The organism is Candidatus Acetothermia bacterium (assembly GCA_024653305.1).
In the GTDB taxonomy this organism is placed as follows: Bacteria; Bipolaricaulota; Bipolaricaulia; order Bipolaricaulales; family Bipolaricaulaceae; genus JACIWI01.
Genome location: JANLFW010000004.1, coordinates 15,494 through 33,253, shown reverse-complemented (window position 1 = coordinate 33,253; position 17,760 = coordinate 15,494). Strand labels below are relative to the sequence as shown.

14 protein-coding genes are annotated in these 17,760 nt (G+C 66.3%); 12 read left to right on the top strand and 2 right to left on the bottom strand.

Going from position 1 to position 17,760, the window contains the following annotated elements; translation table 11 throughout:
- The 6 genes from NUV94_02450 (at position 1) to NUV94_02425 (ending at position 10,219) form a co-directional block, all read left to right on the top strand.
- Entirely contained in the window at positions 1 to 2,886 is a 2,886-nt protein-coding gene (locus NUV94_02450) for a hypothetical protein (protein ID MCR4391648.1), read from the top strand.
- Between the two features lie 67 nt (positions 2,887 to 2,953).
- Positions 2,954 to 5,086, top strand: coding sequence for an alpha-amylase family glycosyl hydrolase (locus NUV94_02445; protein MCR4391647.1), 2,133 nt, complete (start codon positions 2,954 to 2,956; stop codon positions 5,084 to 5,086).
- Positions 5,087 to 5,227: 141 nt separating this feature from the next.
- The gene (locus NUV94_02440; GenBank protein ID MCR4391646.1) at positions 5,228 to 6,421 is read left to right on the top strand and encodes a maltose ABC transporter substrate-binding protein; all 1,194 of its coding nucleotides are present in this window, start codon (positions 5,228 to 5,230) and stop codon (positions 6,419 to 6,421) included.
- A gap of 45 nt (positions 6,422 to 6,466) precedes the next feature.
- Positions 6,467 to 8,023, top strand: coding sequence for a maltose ABC transporter permease MalF (gene malF, locus NUV94_02435; GenBank protein ID MCR4391645.1), 1,557 nt, complete (start codon positions 6,467 to 6,469; stop codon positions 8,021 to 8,023).
- The gene (gene malG / locus NUV94_02430; protein MCR4391644.1) at positions 8,016 to 8,873 is read left to right on the top strand and encodes a maltose ABC transporter permease MalG; all 858 of its coding nucleotides are present in this window, start codon (positions 8,016 to 8,018) and stop codon (positions 8,871 to 8,873) included. Before malF ends, malG begins: the two co-directional genes overlap by 8 nt.
- Positions 8,870 to 10,219: a glycoside hydrolase family 13 protein gene (locus NUV94_02425; GenBank protein MCR4391643.1), complete on the top strand. Its 1,350-nt coding sequence runs from the start codon at positions 8,870 to 8,872 to the stop codon at positions 10,217 to 10,219. Before malG ends, NUV94_02425 begins: the two co-directional genes overlap by 4 nt.
- Before the next feature lie 23 nt (positions 10,220 to 10,242).
- On the opposite strand, the gene pfkA is transcribed toward NUV94_02425, so the two are convergent.
- Together pfkA and NUV94_02415 are read right to left on the bottom strand one after the other, a co-directional pair.
- A complete protein-coding gene (gene pfkA, locus NUV94_02420) occupies positions 10,243 to 11,214 on the bottom strand; it encodes a 6-phosphofructokinase (protein MCR4391642.1) in 972 nt (323 codons plus the stop codon).
- An 11-nt stretch (positions 11,215 to 11,225) separates the two neighbouring features.
- Positions 11,226 to 12,554: an FAD-dependent oxidoreductase gene (locus NUV94_02415; protein ID MCR4391641.1), complete on the bottom strand. Its 1,329-nt coding sequence runs from the start codon at positions 12,552 to 12,554 to the stop codon at positions 11,226 to 11,228.
- Positions 12,555 to 12,660: 106 nt separating this feature from the next.
- Here NUV94_02415 and rsmD point away from each other — a divergent pair, with 106 nt between their 5' ends.
- The 6 genes from rsmD (at position 12,661) to NUV94_02385 (ending at position 17,760) form a co-directional block, all read left to right on the top strand.
- A complete protein-coding gene (gene rsmD / locus NUV94_02410) occupies positions 12,661 to 13,263 on the top strand; it encodes a 16S rRNA (guanine(966)-N(2))-methyltransferase RsmD (GenBank protein MCR4391640.1) in 603 nt (200 codons plus the stop codon).
- Positions 13,256 to 14,050, top strand: coding sequence for a 5'/3'-nucleotidase SurE (surE, locus tag NUV94_02405; protein MCR4391639.1), 795 nt, complete (start codon positions 13,256 to 13,258; stop codon positions 14,048 to 14,050). The genes rsmD and surE overlap by 8 nt, the downstream gene beginning before the upstream one ends.
- Before the next feature lie 157 nt (positions 14,051 to 14,207).
- The gene (locus tag NUV94_02400; GenBank protein ID MCR4391638.1) at positions 14,208 to 14,942 is read left to right on the top strand and encodes a DUF72 domain-containing protein; all 735 of its coding nucleotides are present in this window, start codon (positions 14,208 to 14,210) and stop codon (positions 14,940 to 14,942) included.
- Positions 14,939 to 16,078, top strand: coding sequence for a threonine synthase (thrC, locus tag NUV94_02395; protein ID MCR4391637.1), 1,140 nt, complete (start codon positions 14,939 to 14,941; stop codon positions 16,076 to 16,078). Before NUV94_02400 ends, thrC begins: the two co-directional genes overlap by 4 nt.
- 4 nt (positions 16,079 to 16,082) lie before the next feature.
- The gene (locus NUV94_02390; GenBank protein ID MCR4391636.1) at positions 16,083 to 16,565 is read left to right on the top strand and encodes a metallophosphoesterase; all 483 of its coding nucleotides are present in this window, start codon (positions 16,083 to 16,085) and stop codon (positions 16,563 to 16,565) included.
- 115 nt (positions 16,566 to 16,680) lie between these two features.
- Positions 16,681 to 17,760, top strand: a complete 1,080-nt coding sequence (locus NUV94_02385) for a rhodanese-like domain-containing protein (protein ID MCR4391635.1) — start codon at positions 16,681 to 16,683, stop codon at positions 17,758 to 17,760.

Genomic DNA, 17,760 nt, shown 5'->3' with positions numbered 1-17,760 from the left:
ATGCGCAGGCTGTGGGCAACGGTGATCCTCCTCCTGGCAGCGGCCGGAGGGGGGCTGGCGGAAAAAGGGCCGCTGAACGTGGTCATCGTCTGGCACCAGCACCAGCCGCTCTATTGGAACCGGCTCACTGGCGAGTACGAGCTACCCTGGGTGCGGGTGCACGGGGTGCAGGAGTACATCGACTCCCCCCGGATCCTCGCCGGGTTCCCGGGGATCCGCGTGGCCTACAACCTCCAGCCGAGCCTGCTTTGGCAGCTCCTCGATTACGTGGAGATCACCGAGGAGGAGCGGGCAAAAGGCGGACTTTACGAATACATCGGGGCGGTGGACAACCACCTCCGGTGGACGTGGACGCTCCTCCATGATCCGCAGTCCCTGACCCCGCAAGAGCGCGCGGCCATGCAGACCCAAAGTTTCTGGATCAACCCGTACATGCTGCGCCCCGGGGGCAAGTACTTCGATCCCCGCTACGCCGCGCTCAACGCCCTCAAGGACCAGCGGGCGCTCACGGACCAGGAACTCCTCGACGCGGCCGGCCTCTTCCTCCTCTGGCAGATCTCCCCTGAGCTCCACCAGGAGCTCGGGGTGGCCGATCTGCGGGGGAAGGCCGGGTTCACCGCGGACGACATCGCGCGCCTCATCCGCGCCCAGCACACGGCCCTTTCCTGGGTGGTGGACGCCTACCGGGAGGTCCAGGCGTTGGGAAGCGAGCTCATCACCAGCCCGTTTTTCCACCCGATCCTGCCCCTCCTCGCCGGACGGGGCTGGGACGAGGATATCCTCGGGCAGCTTGAACTCGCCCAGGAGCAGCATGCCCGGCTCTTTGGGCCCCCGGCCCAAGGGGTATGGCCGCCGGAGCAGGCCGTGTCCGAGCGGGCGGTGGCACTCCTTGGGGAAGCCGGGTTCGCTTGGACGGTGGCCGATGAATGGACGCTCGCCGCGGCCCTCGGCCGGACCCCATCCCGGGCGGAACTGACCCAGCCCTGGCGGTTTGAAGGGATTGCGCTCTTCTTCCGGGACCACAACCTGTCCGACAAGGTCAGCTTTGCCTACGGGAACAAGCCCACCGCGGAGGCGGTGGCCGACTTCATGGACGAGCTCCGGCGTACCTGGGAGGCGCTGGACGCCCCAGAGGAGCACGTCCTGGTGGTGGCCTTGGACGGGGAGAACTGGATGTTCATGGCTGGGTACCCGGACAACGGCCGGGAGTTCCTGCGCGCCCTGTACCGGGCCCTGTCCGAAGCGGAGTGGGTGCGCACGGTCACCCCGGCGGCGTTCCTCGCCGCCCACCCAGCGCAGGTGGAGCTCGCCCGTATCCCGGTGGGATCGTGGGCCGGGGACCTCTCCACCTGGACCGGCGAGCCGGAGGAGGATGAAGGGTGGGCGAGGCTTGCCGCCGCCCGGGCGGCGGTGTTTGCCGCCGGCGCCCCGGAGGCGGCGCTCGAGGCCCTCTATGCTGCCGAGGGTTCCGACTGGTTTTGGTGGTACGGGACCGACCAGGACTCGGGGACCGATGACCTCTTCGACTGGCTCATGAAGGCCCACCTGGTGGGCGCCTACCGCGCTGCGGGGTACAGCGACGCGGAGATCCCCCAGGTGCTCTTTTTGCGCCTGCGGACACCCACCTCGGCTAACCTGGGCGAGGTGAAACCCACCTTGGACGGGGTGATGGGCGCGGAGGAATGGGCCGAGGCCGTCTTCTTCCCAGGGTGCGGCCCCATCGTCCAAGCCGCGGTGGGATATGGGGAGAACCTGGTTTACCTCCTGGTGAGGTTTGACCGCCCGGCCCAGGAGCTGATCGGCCAGGACCTGTACCTCGTGCTCTACGCCTCGGGCAGGCCCGGGGAGCCGGCCAACGTGGCGGCCCGGCACGCCGGGGACCAGCTGGGATTCGCCCTTGTATCGGCGGTGGAGCTGGACCTGGCCAAGGTGCGCCCGGACGGGTCCGGGTTCGTGTTCCGCTACGGGGCGGACGGGAAGGGCGGCTGGCGGCTGGCCTCCCCTATCCGCACCCTGCTTGCCCGCAAGGCGGCGGTGGGGGAGGTGGTCGAGGCGGCCGTCCCGTTCGAGGAATTGGGTGTCGAGCCGGGGCAGAGCCTCACGGCGGCCGTCGCCCTGGAGCGGCCCGGGGAGCTCCTGGGACAAGCGCCGGAGCGGCCGGTGCTCGCCCGCATCCCCACCCTCATCCAAGGGGTGGAGGTGTGGGCGATGGCCGACCCGACCGGGGACGACCACGGCCCGGGGGCGTACACGTACCCGCTAAACCGGGTGTTCCAGGAGAAGGGCCTGTTCGATCTTGTTCGGTACGCGGTCTACGACGCCAGGACCCGCTGGCAACTGGCGTTCGAGTTCCCCGTGCTTCCCAACCCGTGGAACGGGCCCCACGGGTTCTCCCACCCCATCATCTACCTGTACCTGGACGTGGCCGCGGGCGGGAGCACGGAGGCGCACCCGGAGGCCGAGGCGGCCCAGGTCGCGTTCCACCCCGACCACCCGTGGGACTTCTTCGTCAAGGTCGCGGGCTGGCCGGCGTACGGGCGACACCTGTGGACGGCTGGGGGCGAGGGGCCGTTCCTCGTGGAGGTGGCCTCCGACCTGAAGAGAGGACGGATCATCGTCACCATCGAGAAGTCCTTGGTCCCCGAGCTTCGGGGGTGGCACTACGTGCTGGTGGGGTCCCAGGATGGCTACGGCAAGAACCACCTGCGCCCGATCGGGGCGACAGCCGGCGAGTGGACCGGCGGGGGCTGTCCGGATCCCCTGTGGGCGCCCCAGATCTACGACTACCTGGCATCGGAAGGAGCTTCTCAAGAGGAGCTCCTTTCCGCGTACGACCCGGCCGGGCGGCGCTACGCCACGCTTGTGCCGGTGGAGGTGCGCTGGTGAATGGGTGTGAGCGTCGAGGTGATCGTGCAAGGGAACGAAGAGGCAGAAAGCCAAGGGGGAATGCAGGATGCGGAAGTTCGGAATCGCGGTCCTGATCTTGAGTGCGCTGCTATTGGGCGGACTAGCTCAAGAGGTTGAGTGTCCAGGCTTGAAGGTAGCCGTCACCTTTGTTTACACCCCGCTGGAAGATGAAACCGTCACCTCGGTGAGCCTACGCGGCTCGTTCAACACCTGGGGCGAATGGCCCATGGAAAAGCAGCCCGACAGCTCCTGGGCCATCACCGTTTGCCTGGAGCCCGGAACCCATCAGTACAAGTTCTTCATCAACGGGCGGTGGCCCCGGGACATGGCCACCGCCCGCGGCGGCGGCCCGGTCGATCCCGAGGCCGACGGCTACGTTGACGACGGGTTCGGGGGCCAAAATGCTGTACGCATCGTCAAGCCGGTTCTCGTAGGCCCTTCCCCGATGTTTGACCCCCATGACCCCGCGTACTTGTGCATCGCCGACGATCGGCTCGTGCTGCGGTTACGAACGGCGCCCGGTCAAGTGGAGTCGGTCCGCCTGGTCACGGATCAGGGTGAGTGGCCCATGGAGCGGCAGCTTTGGTGGGACTGGGGCGAAATGTGGCGCATTTCCCTTCCGGTGTTCGAATCGTTGGACTATTGCTTCGTCGGCACTGCCATCGACGGTTCGGAGTTCACCGTGCCGGACGATCCCTCCGAGCCCTTCTTCTTCGACGGCGCCGACCGCTTTCCCCAGCTTAAATGGGTAAGCCAAGGGATTGCCTACCAGATCTTCCCCGACCGTTTCTACAATGGGGATCCGGAAAACGATGTACTGGCCCTCCAGACCGACGAATTCTTCTATAACGAGCTCTGGACTGAGGGGGGGCCTGTCCTTTCCTCTTGGAGCGATCCGATCACTCCAGAGCACTGTTGCCACCAGTATTTCGGTGGGGACCTTCGGGGTGTCGTCGAAAAGCTAGGCTACTTGAGCGAGCTAGGGGTGACCATACTTTACTTAAACCCCAGTTTCGACTCGGGGAGCGCCCATGGCTACGACACCCGCGACTACCTCAAGGTGAGCCCAAAGTTCGGCACCGAAGCCGATCTAAGGCTGCTTTTGGACGAAGCGCATGCCCTGGGCATGCGCGTGATCTTCGACTTCGTTCCCAACCATACTGGGATAGGCTTCTGGGCGTTTCAAGACGTGGTCCAAAACGGGCCGGAAAGTCCCTATTGGGACTGGTACTTCGTCCGCAAATGGCCTTTCCTCCTCGGCGACGGCAATGCCTATGAGGGTTGGTGGGGGTTGGGAAGCCTTCCCAAACTGAACACCGCGGGCCCCGAAGTGAAAACTTACCTCTTCGATGTAGTGCGCCACTGGTTGGACTTCGGGTTTGACGGGTTCAGGGTAGACGTGCCCAACGAGATCATCAACGCCCATGGCTTCTTCTCCGAGCTGCGAGAGCTCGTGAAAGCCCGCCATCCCGAGGCCTATATGGTGGGTGAGATCTGGCAGCTCGATCCGTCCTGGGTGCAGGGCGATCAGTTCGACTCCCTCATGAACTATGCCTTGGGTCGCGACGTGCTGCTACCCTATGCGCAGGGGAACGCCGATGGGGAGCACACCCTGTCTGAGCTCAGCCGCTACTTCGCGGCCTACGGGGAGAACGTCGCCGCCATGGGCTTCAATCTCGTGAGCTCCCACGACACGTCGCGCGTCCTCACTGACCTGGGCGGAGGCGGTTTCGGCGAACCCCCTGCCCCTGAGGCCATCAAGCGGCTCAAGCTGCTCTCCACCCTGCTCTACGCCCTGCCGGGGGTCCCCGTGGTCTTCCAAGGGGATGAGCGGGGCATCTTGGGTGAGAAAGGGTTCCACGATGCCCAGCGCTACCCCATCCAGTGGGATGTGGTGAACGAGGAGCTTCTCGCCCATTACATCGGGTTGGCCCAGATGCGGCGGGCGATCCCCGCGCTCACAAGGAGCGCAGTCCGCGCCTACGCCGCCAAGGAGGGCGTGCTCGCTTTCTTCCGTGGGGAGCAAGGCGAGGTGCTCGTTGTCGCCAACAACGCTCCCAGGATGGCTTCCTTGGAACTTCCCCCTGGGAGCTGGCGGCTCGTCGGCGGAGAGACGATCTTCCGGGGCCGGGTGGTCATGCCCCCTGTCCAGGCCTGGATATTGGCGCGGGAGGAGTGAGGTGGATCGACGGCGAAAGGGCCGAGTCGGTCTTGGGCTGGCAGACCACGAAGAAGGGGGTGAGAAGAGCGAAAATAGATGGTGACAGAAAAAGAAGGGAAACCCAGGCTTAGTTTAATCAAAAATGAGGAGGGATGAAGGATGCGGAATTTCGGAATCGCGGTGTTGAGCATTTTGGTATTGGGGATGCTGGGCCTGGCCTCCGAGCCGGGGAAGCTGATCGTGTGGTGTGACGAAACCCGAGCACCGGCCCTCACGGAGGCGGCGCAGAAGTTCACCGCCGCCTATGGGGTGCCGGTGGAAGTTGTGGAAGTGCCCTTCGGCGATATCCGGGGCAACCTGGCCGTCACTGCTCCCACCGGGGAGGGCCCGGACATTATTATCGGCCCCCACGACTGGATCGGCGAGCTGATCTTCAACGGCCTTCTTGAGCCGATCTTCCTCCCGGCAGCCCTTTTGGCCCAGTTCGACCCAGCGAGCTTGGAGGCCTTCTCCTGGGCCGGGGAGCTGTACGGTCTTCCCTACGCCACCGAGTGCGTGGCTCTGGTCTACAACAAGGACCTGGTGCCCGAGCCGCCGGCCACCTTCGAAGAACTGATCGAGATTGCCAAGGCCCTCACCGAACCCGAAAAGGGACAGTATGGGTTCTTGATTCAACAGCCGGATCCCTATCACACCTTCCCCCTGCACTCCGCTTACGGGGGCTACGTCTTCGGCAGCACGCCGGAAGGGACCCTCAACCCCTGTGACATCGGCCTGGACAGCGAGGGCTCCGTCAAAGGCGCCAGGCTCCTCGACCGTCTGGTGAAGGGGGGGATCCTGTTCGCGGGGGCCGATTACCAGACCGTGACCGGGCTGTTCAACGAGGGGCTTTTGGCCATGTTCATCGGAGGTCCTTGGACTCTCCCTGGCATCCACGCCGCTGGGATCAATTACGGCGTCGCCAAGATCCCGCTCATCGAGGGGAACACACCGCGGCCGTTCACCGGGGTTCAGGGGTTCATGGTCAGTGCCTTCAGCGAGAACAAGATCCTGGCTAACCTGTTCCTCAAGGACTTCCTGGCCACCAAGGAGGTCATGCTCGCCATCTACGAGCGGGGCCAGCGGCCGCCCGCGTACTTGCCCGCCCTGGCGGAGCTCGCGGACAATCCCGACATCCAGGCGTTCGCGGCCAGCGCTGCCGACGGGATCCCCATGCCCAAGATCCCGGAGATGGCCTCGGTCTGGGGTGCTTGGTCGGATGCTCTGGAACTAATCGTCTCCCAGAAGCTCGGTCCTGAGGAGGCGATGAGGAACGCCGCGGAGCAGATCCGCACGCTCCTCGGCTGCAAGTAGAAAGGAAGCCTAGGGGCCGGCCGGTTCCGGCCGGCCCCTCCCATCATGAGCTGGAGGAAGATCTTTGCCCAAGGGGCGACCGTCCTGGCCCTCGGCCTCCTTGACGCCCTGGGCATCTGGGCCTTCTCTTCCCTCCTTTTGCGGGGGGAGTACTGGATGGCCGCGGGCTTGTCCGTCGCCCTCGGTCTTATCAACTGGATCTATCTTTCGAAACGCACTTACCCTCTCAAGTACCTCATTCCCGGCCTTCTCTTCCTTACGCTGTTCGTCCTTTACCCTGTTGGCTACAACATCTATATCGCGTTCACCAACTACGGGACCGGCCACATCCTCTCCAAGGAACAGGCGATTGCTCAGTTTGAGAGCAAGTTCTATCTTCCCCCGGACACCGAGACGTTCCGCTACTCGGTTTTCCAGCGGGAAGGGGGAACGGAGTTTGTGTTTCTCTTTTACCCCGAGGACGGTCCCGTGTTGTTTGCCCGCAAAGGTGAGGTCACCCCTGTGGATCCCGGGGATCAGGATTTCTTAGACGAGGACAGCGACGGCGTCATTGACGGTGTTCAAGGGTACCGGCGCCTGGCGCTCCCCGAGTTGGTTCGGAACCTGTCCACGCTGCAAGCCATGGCGTTCCCGCTTGGGGAGAAAATCCTGCGGATGACATCGCTTCAGGAGTTCTCCGCCTACGAACACCGCTACCGCTACGATCCGGAAGCCGACGCCTTGGTGGACCTACTTTCGGGCACCGTGTATCGGCCGGTGGAGGGCTTCTTCACCTCCCCGGAGGGAGAGATCCTCCTCCCTGGGTTCACGATCGTCGTCGGGTGGAGGAACTTCTTCGCCCTGGTGACCAACCCACAGATCTCCGGCCCGTTCTTCCGGGTCTTTGCTTGGACGTTCGCTTACGCGTTCTTTTCGGTCCTCCTCACATTCGCCCTAGGGCTCTTTCTGGCCTACCACCTCAACAATCCCTACCTGCGACTTCGAAGGGCCTACCGGATGCTCCTCATCGTGCCATACGCCATTCCGGCCTTCATCTCCGTCCTCATGTGGCGCGGGTTCTTCAACACCGAGGTTGGGGTCTTCAATCAGATCCTGTACAGCCTGTTTGGGGTCAAGATCCCTTGGCTCCAAGACCCGTTTTGGGCAAAGGTGGCGTTGCTCCTCAACAACCTTTGGCTTGGCTTCCCCTACATGATGATCATCTCCCTGGGGGCGCTTCAGTCCATCCCTGAAGAGCTCCATGAGGCGGCCCAGATTGACGGGGCTTCGGCTTGGCAAAGATTCTGGCGGATCACCTTCCCGCTCCTTTTGGTGTCCTTGGCACCTCTGCTCATCGGCTCGTTCGCGTTCAACTTCAACAACTTCACGAACATATACCTGCTCACGGAGGGCCGGCCGCCCATCCCTGGGGCTCTGACCCCGGCCGGGTCGACGGATATCCTCATCTCATATACCTATAGGCTTGCCTTCGAGGGACAACGAGGGAATCAATATGGTCTCGCTTCGGCCGTATCCATCCTAATCTTTCTCATCATCGGCACCATTAGCTGGATCAACTTCCGGTTCACCCGGGCCTTGGAGGAGGTGTCCGAGAATGTATAGGCGCCCGACCCTGGTGGGCGCCATCGTTCGGCATCTCATCCTCTGGATCGCGATCGTGTTCGCCCTGTTCCCCGTTGTGTGGATCCTGTCGGCTTCGTTCAACCCCACCAACACCTTGGTCGGCCAACGGCTCATCCCCCGGAACCCCTCGGTGGGCCATTACCAAGAGCTGTTCACCAACCCTCAGCACCCATTCCCGATATGGATCGCAAACAGCGTCAAGGTCTCCGGGCTCACCGCCCTGTTCACGACCACTCTGACCGCGCTGGGGGCGTATGCCTTTTCCCGGTTCCGGTTCCGGGGGCGCCGAACCGGACTCATGGCACTCCTTCTTGTACAAATGTTTCCCCAAATGCTGGCCATGGTGGCGCTGTACATCCTCTTGCTCAGGCTGGGGGGCTTCATCCCGGCCATTGGCCTGAATACGCATACCGGACTGATCCTGGTGTACTTGGGAGGAGCGCTCGGGTTCAACACCTGGCTCATGAAGGGGTACTTTGACACCATCCCCCGCTCGCTCGAGGAGTCGGCCATGATCGATGGGGCTACGCGCTTTCAGGCCTTCACCAGGATCATCCTACCTCTTGCCCGGCCCATCCTGGCCGTGGTGTTCATCCTCCAGTTCATCGCTACGTACTCAGACTACCTTTTGGCGAGCGTCCTGCTCACCGGCGTTCAGCGGTACACTCTGGCCGTGGGCCTGCGTCTGTTCATCACGGGACAGTACACCACTCGCTGGGGAATGTTTGCGGCCGCCTCCATCGTGGGGGCCCTCCCCATCGTGCTCATCTTCTACCTCCTGCAAAACCAGCTCATCTCGGGGCTTACCCGCGGAGCCGTCAAGGGATGAACCCGCCGGAGTGGGTGCGGGACGCCGTCTTCTACCAGATCTTCCCCGATCGGTTCCGCAACGGGGACCCGCGGAACGATCCACCCGGAGCAAGGCCCTGGGGAGAGCTCCCCGATCGAGCAAGCTTTTTCGGCGGAGATCTGTGGGGAATCCTGGAGAAGCTGGATTACCTGGCGGACCTCGGGATAACCGCCCTGTACCTCACCCCGATCTTCAAGGCTCCCACCAACCACAAGTACGACACCGAGGACTACTTCCAGGTGGACCCGGCCTTTGGGGGGAACGACGCCCTCCGTGAGCTCACCTCGGCCCTGCACGCCCGCGGCATGCGCATCGTGCTCGACGGGGTGTTCAACCACTGCGGGGAACGGCACCCCTTCTTCCAGGACGTGCTCCGGCACGGCCGGGCCTCCCCCTACTGGGACTGGTTCACCATCCGGGGAGATAGGGACGTTCGCGAACCGGAGCCCAACTACGTCTGCTGGGCCGGTTGCCCCACTTTGCCGGAGTGGAACCACCGAACCCCCGCAGTGCGGGGATACTTGCTTTCGGTGGTACGCCACTGGATACGCGAATACGAAATCGACGGCTGGCGCCTGGACACGGTGGAATACCTGCCCCCGGACTTCGTGCGGGATATTTTCCGGACGGTCAAAAAAGAAAACCCTGACGCCTACGTCCTCGGGGAGGTGATGGGGATCGCCACCTCCTGGTTCAAGCACGGGGCGCTCGATGGGGTGATGCACTACAAGCTTTGGGAGGGGCTCGTCCACTTCTTCGCCCAAGGGACATGGGATGCCCGCCGGTTCGCCCACTACGTCTACAGCCTGTGGCGTAGTTACCCGGAGGAGAATGGGTTCGCCTGCTACACTCTCCTTGGAAGCCACGACAAACCTCGTTTCCTAACCCTTTGCCAGGGAGACAAACGGCGCCTGCTTCTGGCCACGGCCTTTCTGCTCGGCTTTCCCGGTGCACCGGCGATCTACTACGGGGACGAAATCGGGATGGAGGGCGGGGAAGATCCGGACTGCCGCTGCTGCTTCGCCTGGGACCAGAACCTATGGGACCAGGAGGCCCGCGCGGCCGTCCGGGAGCTTGTGCGCCTACGCCGTGGTGAGCCGGCCCTGCGCGGCGGGGACTTACACTTCGTCGAGGCGCACGGGCGAACGCTTTGCCTGCGACGGACCCTTGCGGGGGAGGAGGTCTTCGTCGTCCTGAACGCGGGGGACGGGGAAGAAGCGTTTCTCCTTCCAGGAAGGTTTCGGGATCTGCTCGCCGGAGAGGAAGTATCGGGCGAGGTCATCCTGCCGCCGTGGAGCTTTCGGATCCTCAAACGGCGAACGTGATCTTGCCCAAACACCGGAAATTTTTACCGCGCCAGCACCTGGGCGAGCTCGAAAAGCTCAGGATCTAACTCCTTCTTGTACCGGGCCGCTTCGGCGAGCGGGGTGGTGGCCACCGCCCCCCGGATCCAGCCCACCAGTACCCCGTGTTCGCCGCGGGCGAGGCAATCAACGGCCGCCGCCCCGAGCTGGGTGGCCAGCAGGCGGTCGAACGCGCCCGGGGCCCCGCCCCGCTGGACGTGCCCGAGGATCGTCACCCTAAGCTCAAACCCCAGCCGCTTTTCGTTCTTCCGGAAGTATTCGGCAAGGCGGGAGGCGTTGTACCGCGCCCCCTCCGCCACCACCACCAGAGCGTGGGGCTTCCCCCGCTCGTAGGCCTGATGGAGCTCGGCGGCCAGCGCCTCCGGGTCCGTCTCCACCTCGGGGATGACCACCGCTTCCGCCCCGCCGGCGATGCCGGCCATGAGCGCCAGATACCCACAGTCCCGCCCCATCACCTCCACCAGGAACGCCCGCTGGTGCGAGGAGGCGGTCACCTTCAGTCGATCGATCGCCTCCAGGGCCACGTTGAGGGCGGTGTCCACGCCGATGGTGATGTCGGAGCCCACGAGGTCGTTGTCGATGGTGGAGGCCACCCCCACCACGGGGAACCCGAGCCGCGCGAGCCCATACGCCCCACTTTGGGAACCGTTTCCGCCGATGACCACCAGGGCATCGATGGCGTGGCGGCTCAGGGTCCGGAGGGCTTCTTGCTGCCCGGCTTCGGTTCTGAACTCGGGGCAGCGGGCGCTGCCGAGCACCGTCCCCCCAAGCTGGATGATGCCGCCCACGTCCCGCGCTCCGAGGGGGATGAGGGCGCCCTCGAGGAGGCCGGCGTAGCCGCGGCGGACCCCGAACACCTCCCACCCGTGGGCGATGCCGGTACGAACCACGGCGCGGATGGCGGCGTTCATGCCTGGGGCGTCGCCACCGCTCGTCAATACAGCCACCCTGGTCATCGTCAAAACGGTTAGCCGGGGCGGGCCTTGATGTGGCGGGCGGCGAGGATCCCGGTCAGGGCGGCGAACACGATCCCCCGGGAATGCCCGGACGCGTCCCCCACCACGTAGAACCCGGGGAGCCCCGTCTCCATCCCCGCCCCTACCCGATACTGGGTATCGTAGAACTTGATCTCCGGCGCGTACACCAGCGTCCCCTCAGACGCGATTCCGGGCATGATCCGGTCGAGCACGTCGATCGCCTCCACCAGGTCCACCACCACCCGGTGGGGGAGGGCCATGGAGATGTCCCCCGGGGTGAACGCGGCGAGCGTGGGCTGAATGGAAACCCGCCGGATGCGGTCGGCGGTGGATCGCCGCCCAGCTCGGAGGTCCTTCAGCCGCTGCAGGATCGGCCGGCCGCCGCCGATGGTCGTGGCGAGCTTGGCGATGGCCCGGCCGTATTCGGTGGTGTCTTCCACCGGGTCGGTGAGCTCGATGTGCACCAGGAGAGCAAAGTTCGTGTTCTCCGTTTTGCACTCGTTCTCGGCGTGCCCGTTCACGAGCACGAACTCGTCGTGGTCCTCCTGGACCACGAATCCCCGCGGGTTGGTGCAGAACGTGCGGACCATGTCATCGTAGGTCGAGGTGCGTACGCGGAACTTGGCATCGTACATCACCCGCTCGATGGGGTCATAGAGCTCGGCCGGGAACTCCACCCGCACCCCGACGTCGAGGGGGCCAAACTGGGGACCCACCCCCAGGGAGCGGGCCACCTCCCTGAGCCAGTACGCCCCCACCCGGCCCGGGGCGGCGATCACCGCGCCGGCGTGGATCTGTTCCTTACCGAGGTCCACGACGAACTCGTCGTTCGCCCAGGCGATGGCCTTGACCTTGTCCCCTAGCCGAAACGCCACCCCCCGGTCGAGGAGGTCGCGGTACATCGCGTCGATGACCTCGCGGATGCAGCCGGTGCCGATGTGGCGCTGACGGCCGGAGATGAACTCCACCCCAGCCTCGGCGGCGGCCTTCTTCAGGCGAGCCAGCGCCTTGTGGTCCTCGCCGGAGTACTGGGCAGGGGCGCCGTAGCGGGTGAACACATGGTCAACGTAGGCGATGAGCTCGGCCAGTTCGGCCACGGAACAGCCGATCGCCGCCGGATCTCCCCCGATGCGCGGGGTCAAATTCAGTTTGCCGTCGGAGAAGGCACCGGCCCCCCCCACCCCGCACGTGATGCTCCGGCGCTCCCGCGGGGCCTGCCCCTTCTCCACCACCACCGTGGAAAGCCCGGACTCGGCGAGCTCCAGGGCGGCGAACAACCCCGCCGGTCCCGCTCCGATCACCGCTACGTCGTACCGCACCCGCTCTCCTTCCAGGGCCGGGGCAACCCCCGGTGTCCTGCCCTCGGATTTGGGATATCCTGAAGACGGCTTCGAAAAATCGTAGCCGGTTCTCAGGGGAGCGCAAGTGCGGATCATCGGCGGGGCTCACCGGGGGAGGAAGCTGGCCGAGTGGCATGGGACGGACATCCGCCCCCTACGCGACCGGGTGCGCACCGCCTTGTTCGACACGCTGGGCGGGCTCGTGGCCGGGGCGGAGTTCCTGGATCTGTTCGCTGGCACGGGTGCGGTGGGCTTGGAAGCGCTATCGCGGGGAGCCCGCCGCGCCGTGTTCGTGGACAGCTCCCCCCACGCGGTGCGCCTGATCCAGGAGAACATCCGGCGCCTGGGCTATCGGGACCGAACCGAGGTGCTGCGCCTCGATGCGCTAGCGGGGATCCGCGTCCTGGCCGAACAGGGACGCGCCTTCGAGCTGGCGTTCGTCGGAGCACCGTACGAGAGCGGACTTGCCCAACGGGCGGTGGCCGCGCTGGGGGAGTTCGTCCCGCTCGCCCCGGGGGCGCTCGTGGTCGTCGAGACGTTCCACAAGGAGGGGGTCGCCGCTCGGTACGGCGCCCTTCGTCTCGAGCTCCAGCGCGCGTACGGGGAGACTCGGCTCTCGTTCTACCGGTTTGTCCCCGACGAAATGACCGGCTACACTGCGCCCCAACAAGGGGTTGACGATGGTTGAGCCCTTCATCCTCATCACCAACGACGACGGCTATCTCTCCCCCGGTCTCCTCGCGCTGCAGAAGGCGCTGGCGAAGGTGGGGGAGACGTGGGTGTTGGCGCCGGACCGCAACTGGTCGGCTGCTTCCCGCACCCGGGTGTTCCACAAACCGCTCCGTCTGTCCACCGCCCGTCTGCCGGACGGGGAGGTGGTCCACGTGACCAATGGCTCCCCGTCGGACTGCGTGCTCCTGGCCCTCCTCGGGCTTGCCCCCCGGCGACCGGACCTGGTGGTGGCGGGGATCAACGCCGGGGCGAACCTGGGTCGTGACGCGACCTATTCCGGCACGGTGGCTGCGGCCATGGAGGGGGCCTCGGCCGGGCTCCCGGCGATCGCCGTGTCCCTCGACGTGGGATCGGAGGAGGCGGGACAGGGGGGGCCTGACTACGAGGTGGCCGCGCGGTTGACGGCCCGGATGGCCAGGCTGACGCTGGCCGAGCGGGCGGTGCTGGCCGGGACCCTTCTTAACGTGAACATACCCCGGGGAAAGCCAAAGGGGATCCGGATCACCCGCCTCGGGGGGAAGCTATGGGACGACGAGCTCGTGCGCGGGGTGGATCCCCGCGGGCGGGATTACTACTGGCTCACCGGGGAGATGCTCAGCTCGCCCCCGCCGGGGGAGGAGGAGACCGACGTGTGGGCGGTGCTCTCGGGGTACGTGTCCATTACCCCCCTCCAGCTCGACCTCACCGCGTACGGCGTGCTCGACAACCTGCGGCGGTGGGAGCAGGAGATCCCCGCCGATTAGCCCGATACCCGCCGGGATCGGCCGCGATCTCCGCACGCTGTGCAGCCCCAGATACGACGGTGAAGACCGGGGGTGTCCTGGAATCCAGTTCCCGTATGGCTTCCTCGTCGCGGGACGGACGTCCACAGGAAACCGTGAGGGACCTATAATCCGTGGTATGGAGCTGCGCATCGGGTGCTGCGGGTGGGCGGCGCTGCGGCCCGCCGACGTGGGCGAGGCCGACTGGAGGGGACGCTTTCCCCACAAGCTCCAGCTCTATGCGCTCCACTTTCCGCTCGTGGAGGTGAATTCCACGTTCTACCGCGTCCCGCGCCCGGCCACCGCCGACCGCTGGCGGGCCCTGGCCGACGGGGTAAACCGGGAGTTCGAGTTCGCGGTCAAGGTCCACCAGGACATCACCCACAAGGCACGGTTCCGCGGCTGGGAAGCCCGGGAGGCATGGGCCCGCTCCGCTGAGGTCGCCCACCGCCTGCGGGCCAAGATCCTTCTCCTGCAGTGCCCGGCCTCGTTTGGGCCAACCCCGGAGAACACGGACGCCCTGGGCGGTTTCCTTGCCGATATCGACCGGGATGGGTTTCTTCTCGTGTGGGAGCCACGGGGGGACTGGGGAGAGGATCCGAAGCGGGTCGCTGCGATCTGCCGGGAGTTCTCCCTCGTCCACTGCGCTGACCCGTTCAAGGCCCTCCCCGTGACCGCCGGCCCGATCGCCTATCTACGCCTGCACGGCTCCCCGCCCGGGGAGCGCATGTACCGCTACACGTACACCGATCAGGATCTGCAGTTCCTCGTGGAGCAGGTGCGCTCACTGGAGGCAGAAGCCGTGTACGTGCTGTTCAACAACGACACCATGGCCCGGGATGCGCTGCGTTTTCGGTGTCTGATGGAAAGATGACCGGGCAACTCTACTGTCCGCGTTGTGGCTTCACTGTGCAGCCGACGCCGGTGCCGGCCCCCTGCCCGCGGTGCCGGGTCCCGTTGACCTACCGTCGGGATCTGCCCCGCGACCTCAAGCGGGGGGATCTGGTCGGGCGAGGCGTGTGGCGCTATGCCCCGTTCCTGCCGCCCGTGGAACCGGTGACGCTGGGGGAGGGGGGCACCCCACTCGTGCCGTCGCTGCGCATCGGCCCGAACCTTGGGATCACCCTTTGGTTCAAGCTGGAGGGCGGCAATCCCAGCGGGTCGTTCAAGGACCGCGGGGCGGCGGTGCTGGTGGCCGTGCTGCGGTCGTTCGGGATCCGGGCGGTGGCCGACGACTCGTCGGGGAACGCTGGGTCAGCCCTGGCCGCGTACGCCGCCCGGGCCGGGCTGCAGGCTCAGCTGTTCGTCCCCGCCTACGCCTCGGAGAAGAAGCTCGCCCAGATCCGCGCCTACGGGGCGGGACTCGCCCTCGTCCCCGGACCGCGGGAGCGGGCGGCTGACGCCGTGCGCGCGGCGTGCGCCGCCGACCCCGGTCTTGCCTACGCTTCCCACAACGAATCCCCGTACTTCCTCGAGGGCCTGGCCACCCTCGCCTACGAGCTGTTCGAGGGCCTGGACGGGGAGGTCCCCGACCACGTGGTGGCCCCGGTGGGGGGTGGGGGCCTCTTCCTCGGGCTCGGGTACGGGTTCGCCCGCCTGCGCGCCCTCGGCTGGCTTGCCCGCGCCCCCCGGGTCCACGCCGCTCAGGCCGAAGCGTGTGCGCCCATCGCCCGCGCCGCCGCCCAAGGGCTGGAGGAGCCGGCACCGGCCGGCTCCAAGGACACGGTGGCCGAGGGGATTCGCATCCCGCGGCCGCCGCGGGGGCGGGAGGTCCTCGGCCTCCTCCGCGCGCTCGGGGGGGCGGCGGTGACGGTGCCGGAGGAGGAAATCCTGGCGACGCGGGCGGAGCTGGCGGAGCGGGAAGGCATCTACGTGGAGCCCACGTCGGCCGTGGCCGTGGCCGCGTTGCGGGCCCTCGTCGCCCGGGGCGCGATCCGGCCGGGGGAGGAGGTGGTCGTCCCCCTCACCGGCTCCGGCCTCAAGGCCGGGTCGGACGCGGCGACGGGATGAGGACATGCGCATCGGAGTCGTTTCCGACACCCACGACAACATGGGGAACCTACGCCGCGCCCTGGCCCGGTTCCGCAAGCGCGGGGTGGAGCTCGTCCTCCATGCCGGGGACATCGTGTCCCCGTTCATGGCCGAACCGTTCCGGGAGAGCGGGCTCCGGGTCGTGGCCGTGTTCGGCAACAACGACGGGGACAAGCTCTATCTTCAGGAGCGCTTCTCCGAGGTCGGGGAGCTGGTCCACGGTCCCCACGAGCTCGTCCTGGCCGGGCGGCGGATCGTCCTCATGCACGAGCCGCGGGTCCTTTCTGCCCTCGCCGCCTCCGGGCACTACGACCTCGTGGTGTACGGCCACACCCACAACCTGGAGGTCCGCGCCGGGACACCCCTGGTGGTGAACCCGGGCGAGTGCGGGGGCTGGCTCAGGAGGCCGACGTGCGCTGTGGTCGACCTCGCCGCGCTTGCGGCAGAGGTTCTCGACCTCTCCTGATCCCCCTCCGCCGACCAGCCCCCACCCTGGACGGACGTCTAGGCGGACGGGGAAGGGACATGCCTCCCTGCTCCCGCCCGGTGTATCATGGATGTAGAAGAGGGGGGACCACCTGATGAAGCAGTGGATCCTGTCTTTGGTGCTGGTTGCGCTCGTGGCTCTTGGCGGTTGGGCCGGGCCGAGGTTGGTGGTGGACCAACCGGTGTACGATTTCGGCCAGGTGCCCGAGGGGATGCTGGTCCAGCACGTGTACGTCCTCCGCAACGTGGGGGACGCCCCGCTCAACTTCACCCAGCCGCCCTCCCGGACCTGCGGCTGCACCTCCGTGTTGCTTACGAAGACGGTGCTCTTGCCGGGAGAACAGGCGGAGCTCACCGTCCATTTCGAGTCCACCGGATACGGGGGGCAGTCGGTCAAGCGTTCGCTCACCGTGTACTCCGACGACCCGCAGGCTCAGACGCAGACCCTGACCATCCAAGGGTTCGTGCGGCCGGCCCAGCCGTTCGAGGGATCGGCCGTCGGCCTCCACGACCACAGGAACTACTACCTCCTCGTGGACCTTCGGGACGCCCAGGCGTTCGCCCAAGGGCACCTCCTGGGAGCGATCAACATCCCGTTCGCCGAGCTTGGGAGCTGGATCCCGCGGCTGCCGCGGTGGCCCTACATCTACTTCTACGACGAGACAGGGGCTGCGGCCGCCCAGGCCGCGCAATGGTTGATGGACCAGGGGTTTGCGGCCCGGGCCGTGGCCGGGGGACTCGTCGGGTGGTGGCAAGAGCTGGGGGGCCTGTTCTTCGTGTGGGCACAAGGGGCACCCCAGACCCTGCCCAGCGGGATCCCGTACTACGGGGGGAACCCGGTCTCCGCCGGTCAGGTCGCCCAGAAGTACCTGGTCCTCCTCGACCTGCGCGACCCGCAGGCGTTCGCCCAGGGCCACTTCCCGGGGGCGGTGAACCTGCCTCGACCTACCTTGGACGTGCTCGCGGCGTGGGCGGCCGCACTGCCGCCTAGGTCGGCCCTCTCGGCTGGGGGCGGGGTCGCCATTTGGTGCCTGGACGAGGATGGGACCTCAGCCGTCCAGGCCGCTCAGTACCTGTGGTCCAACGGGTTTCCCCTGGCACGTGGCCTCATCGGTGGCCTTGCCCAGTGGCGGCTGCGGTACGGGGACGAACTCCTGTGGCCCGGGACCCCATAG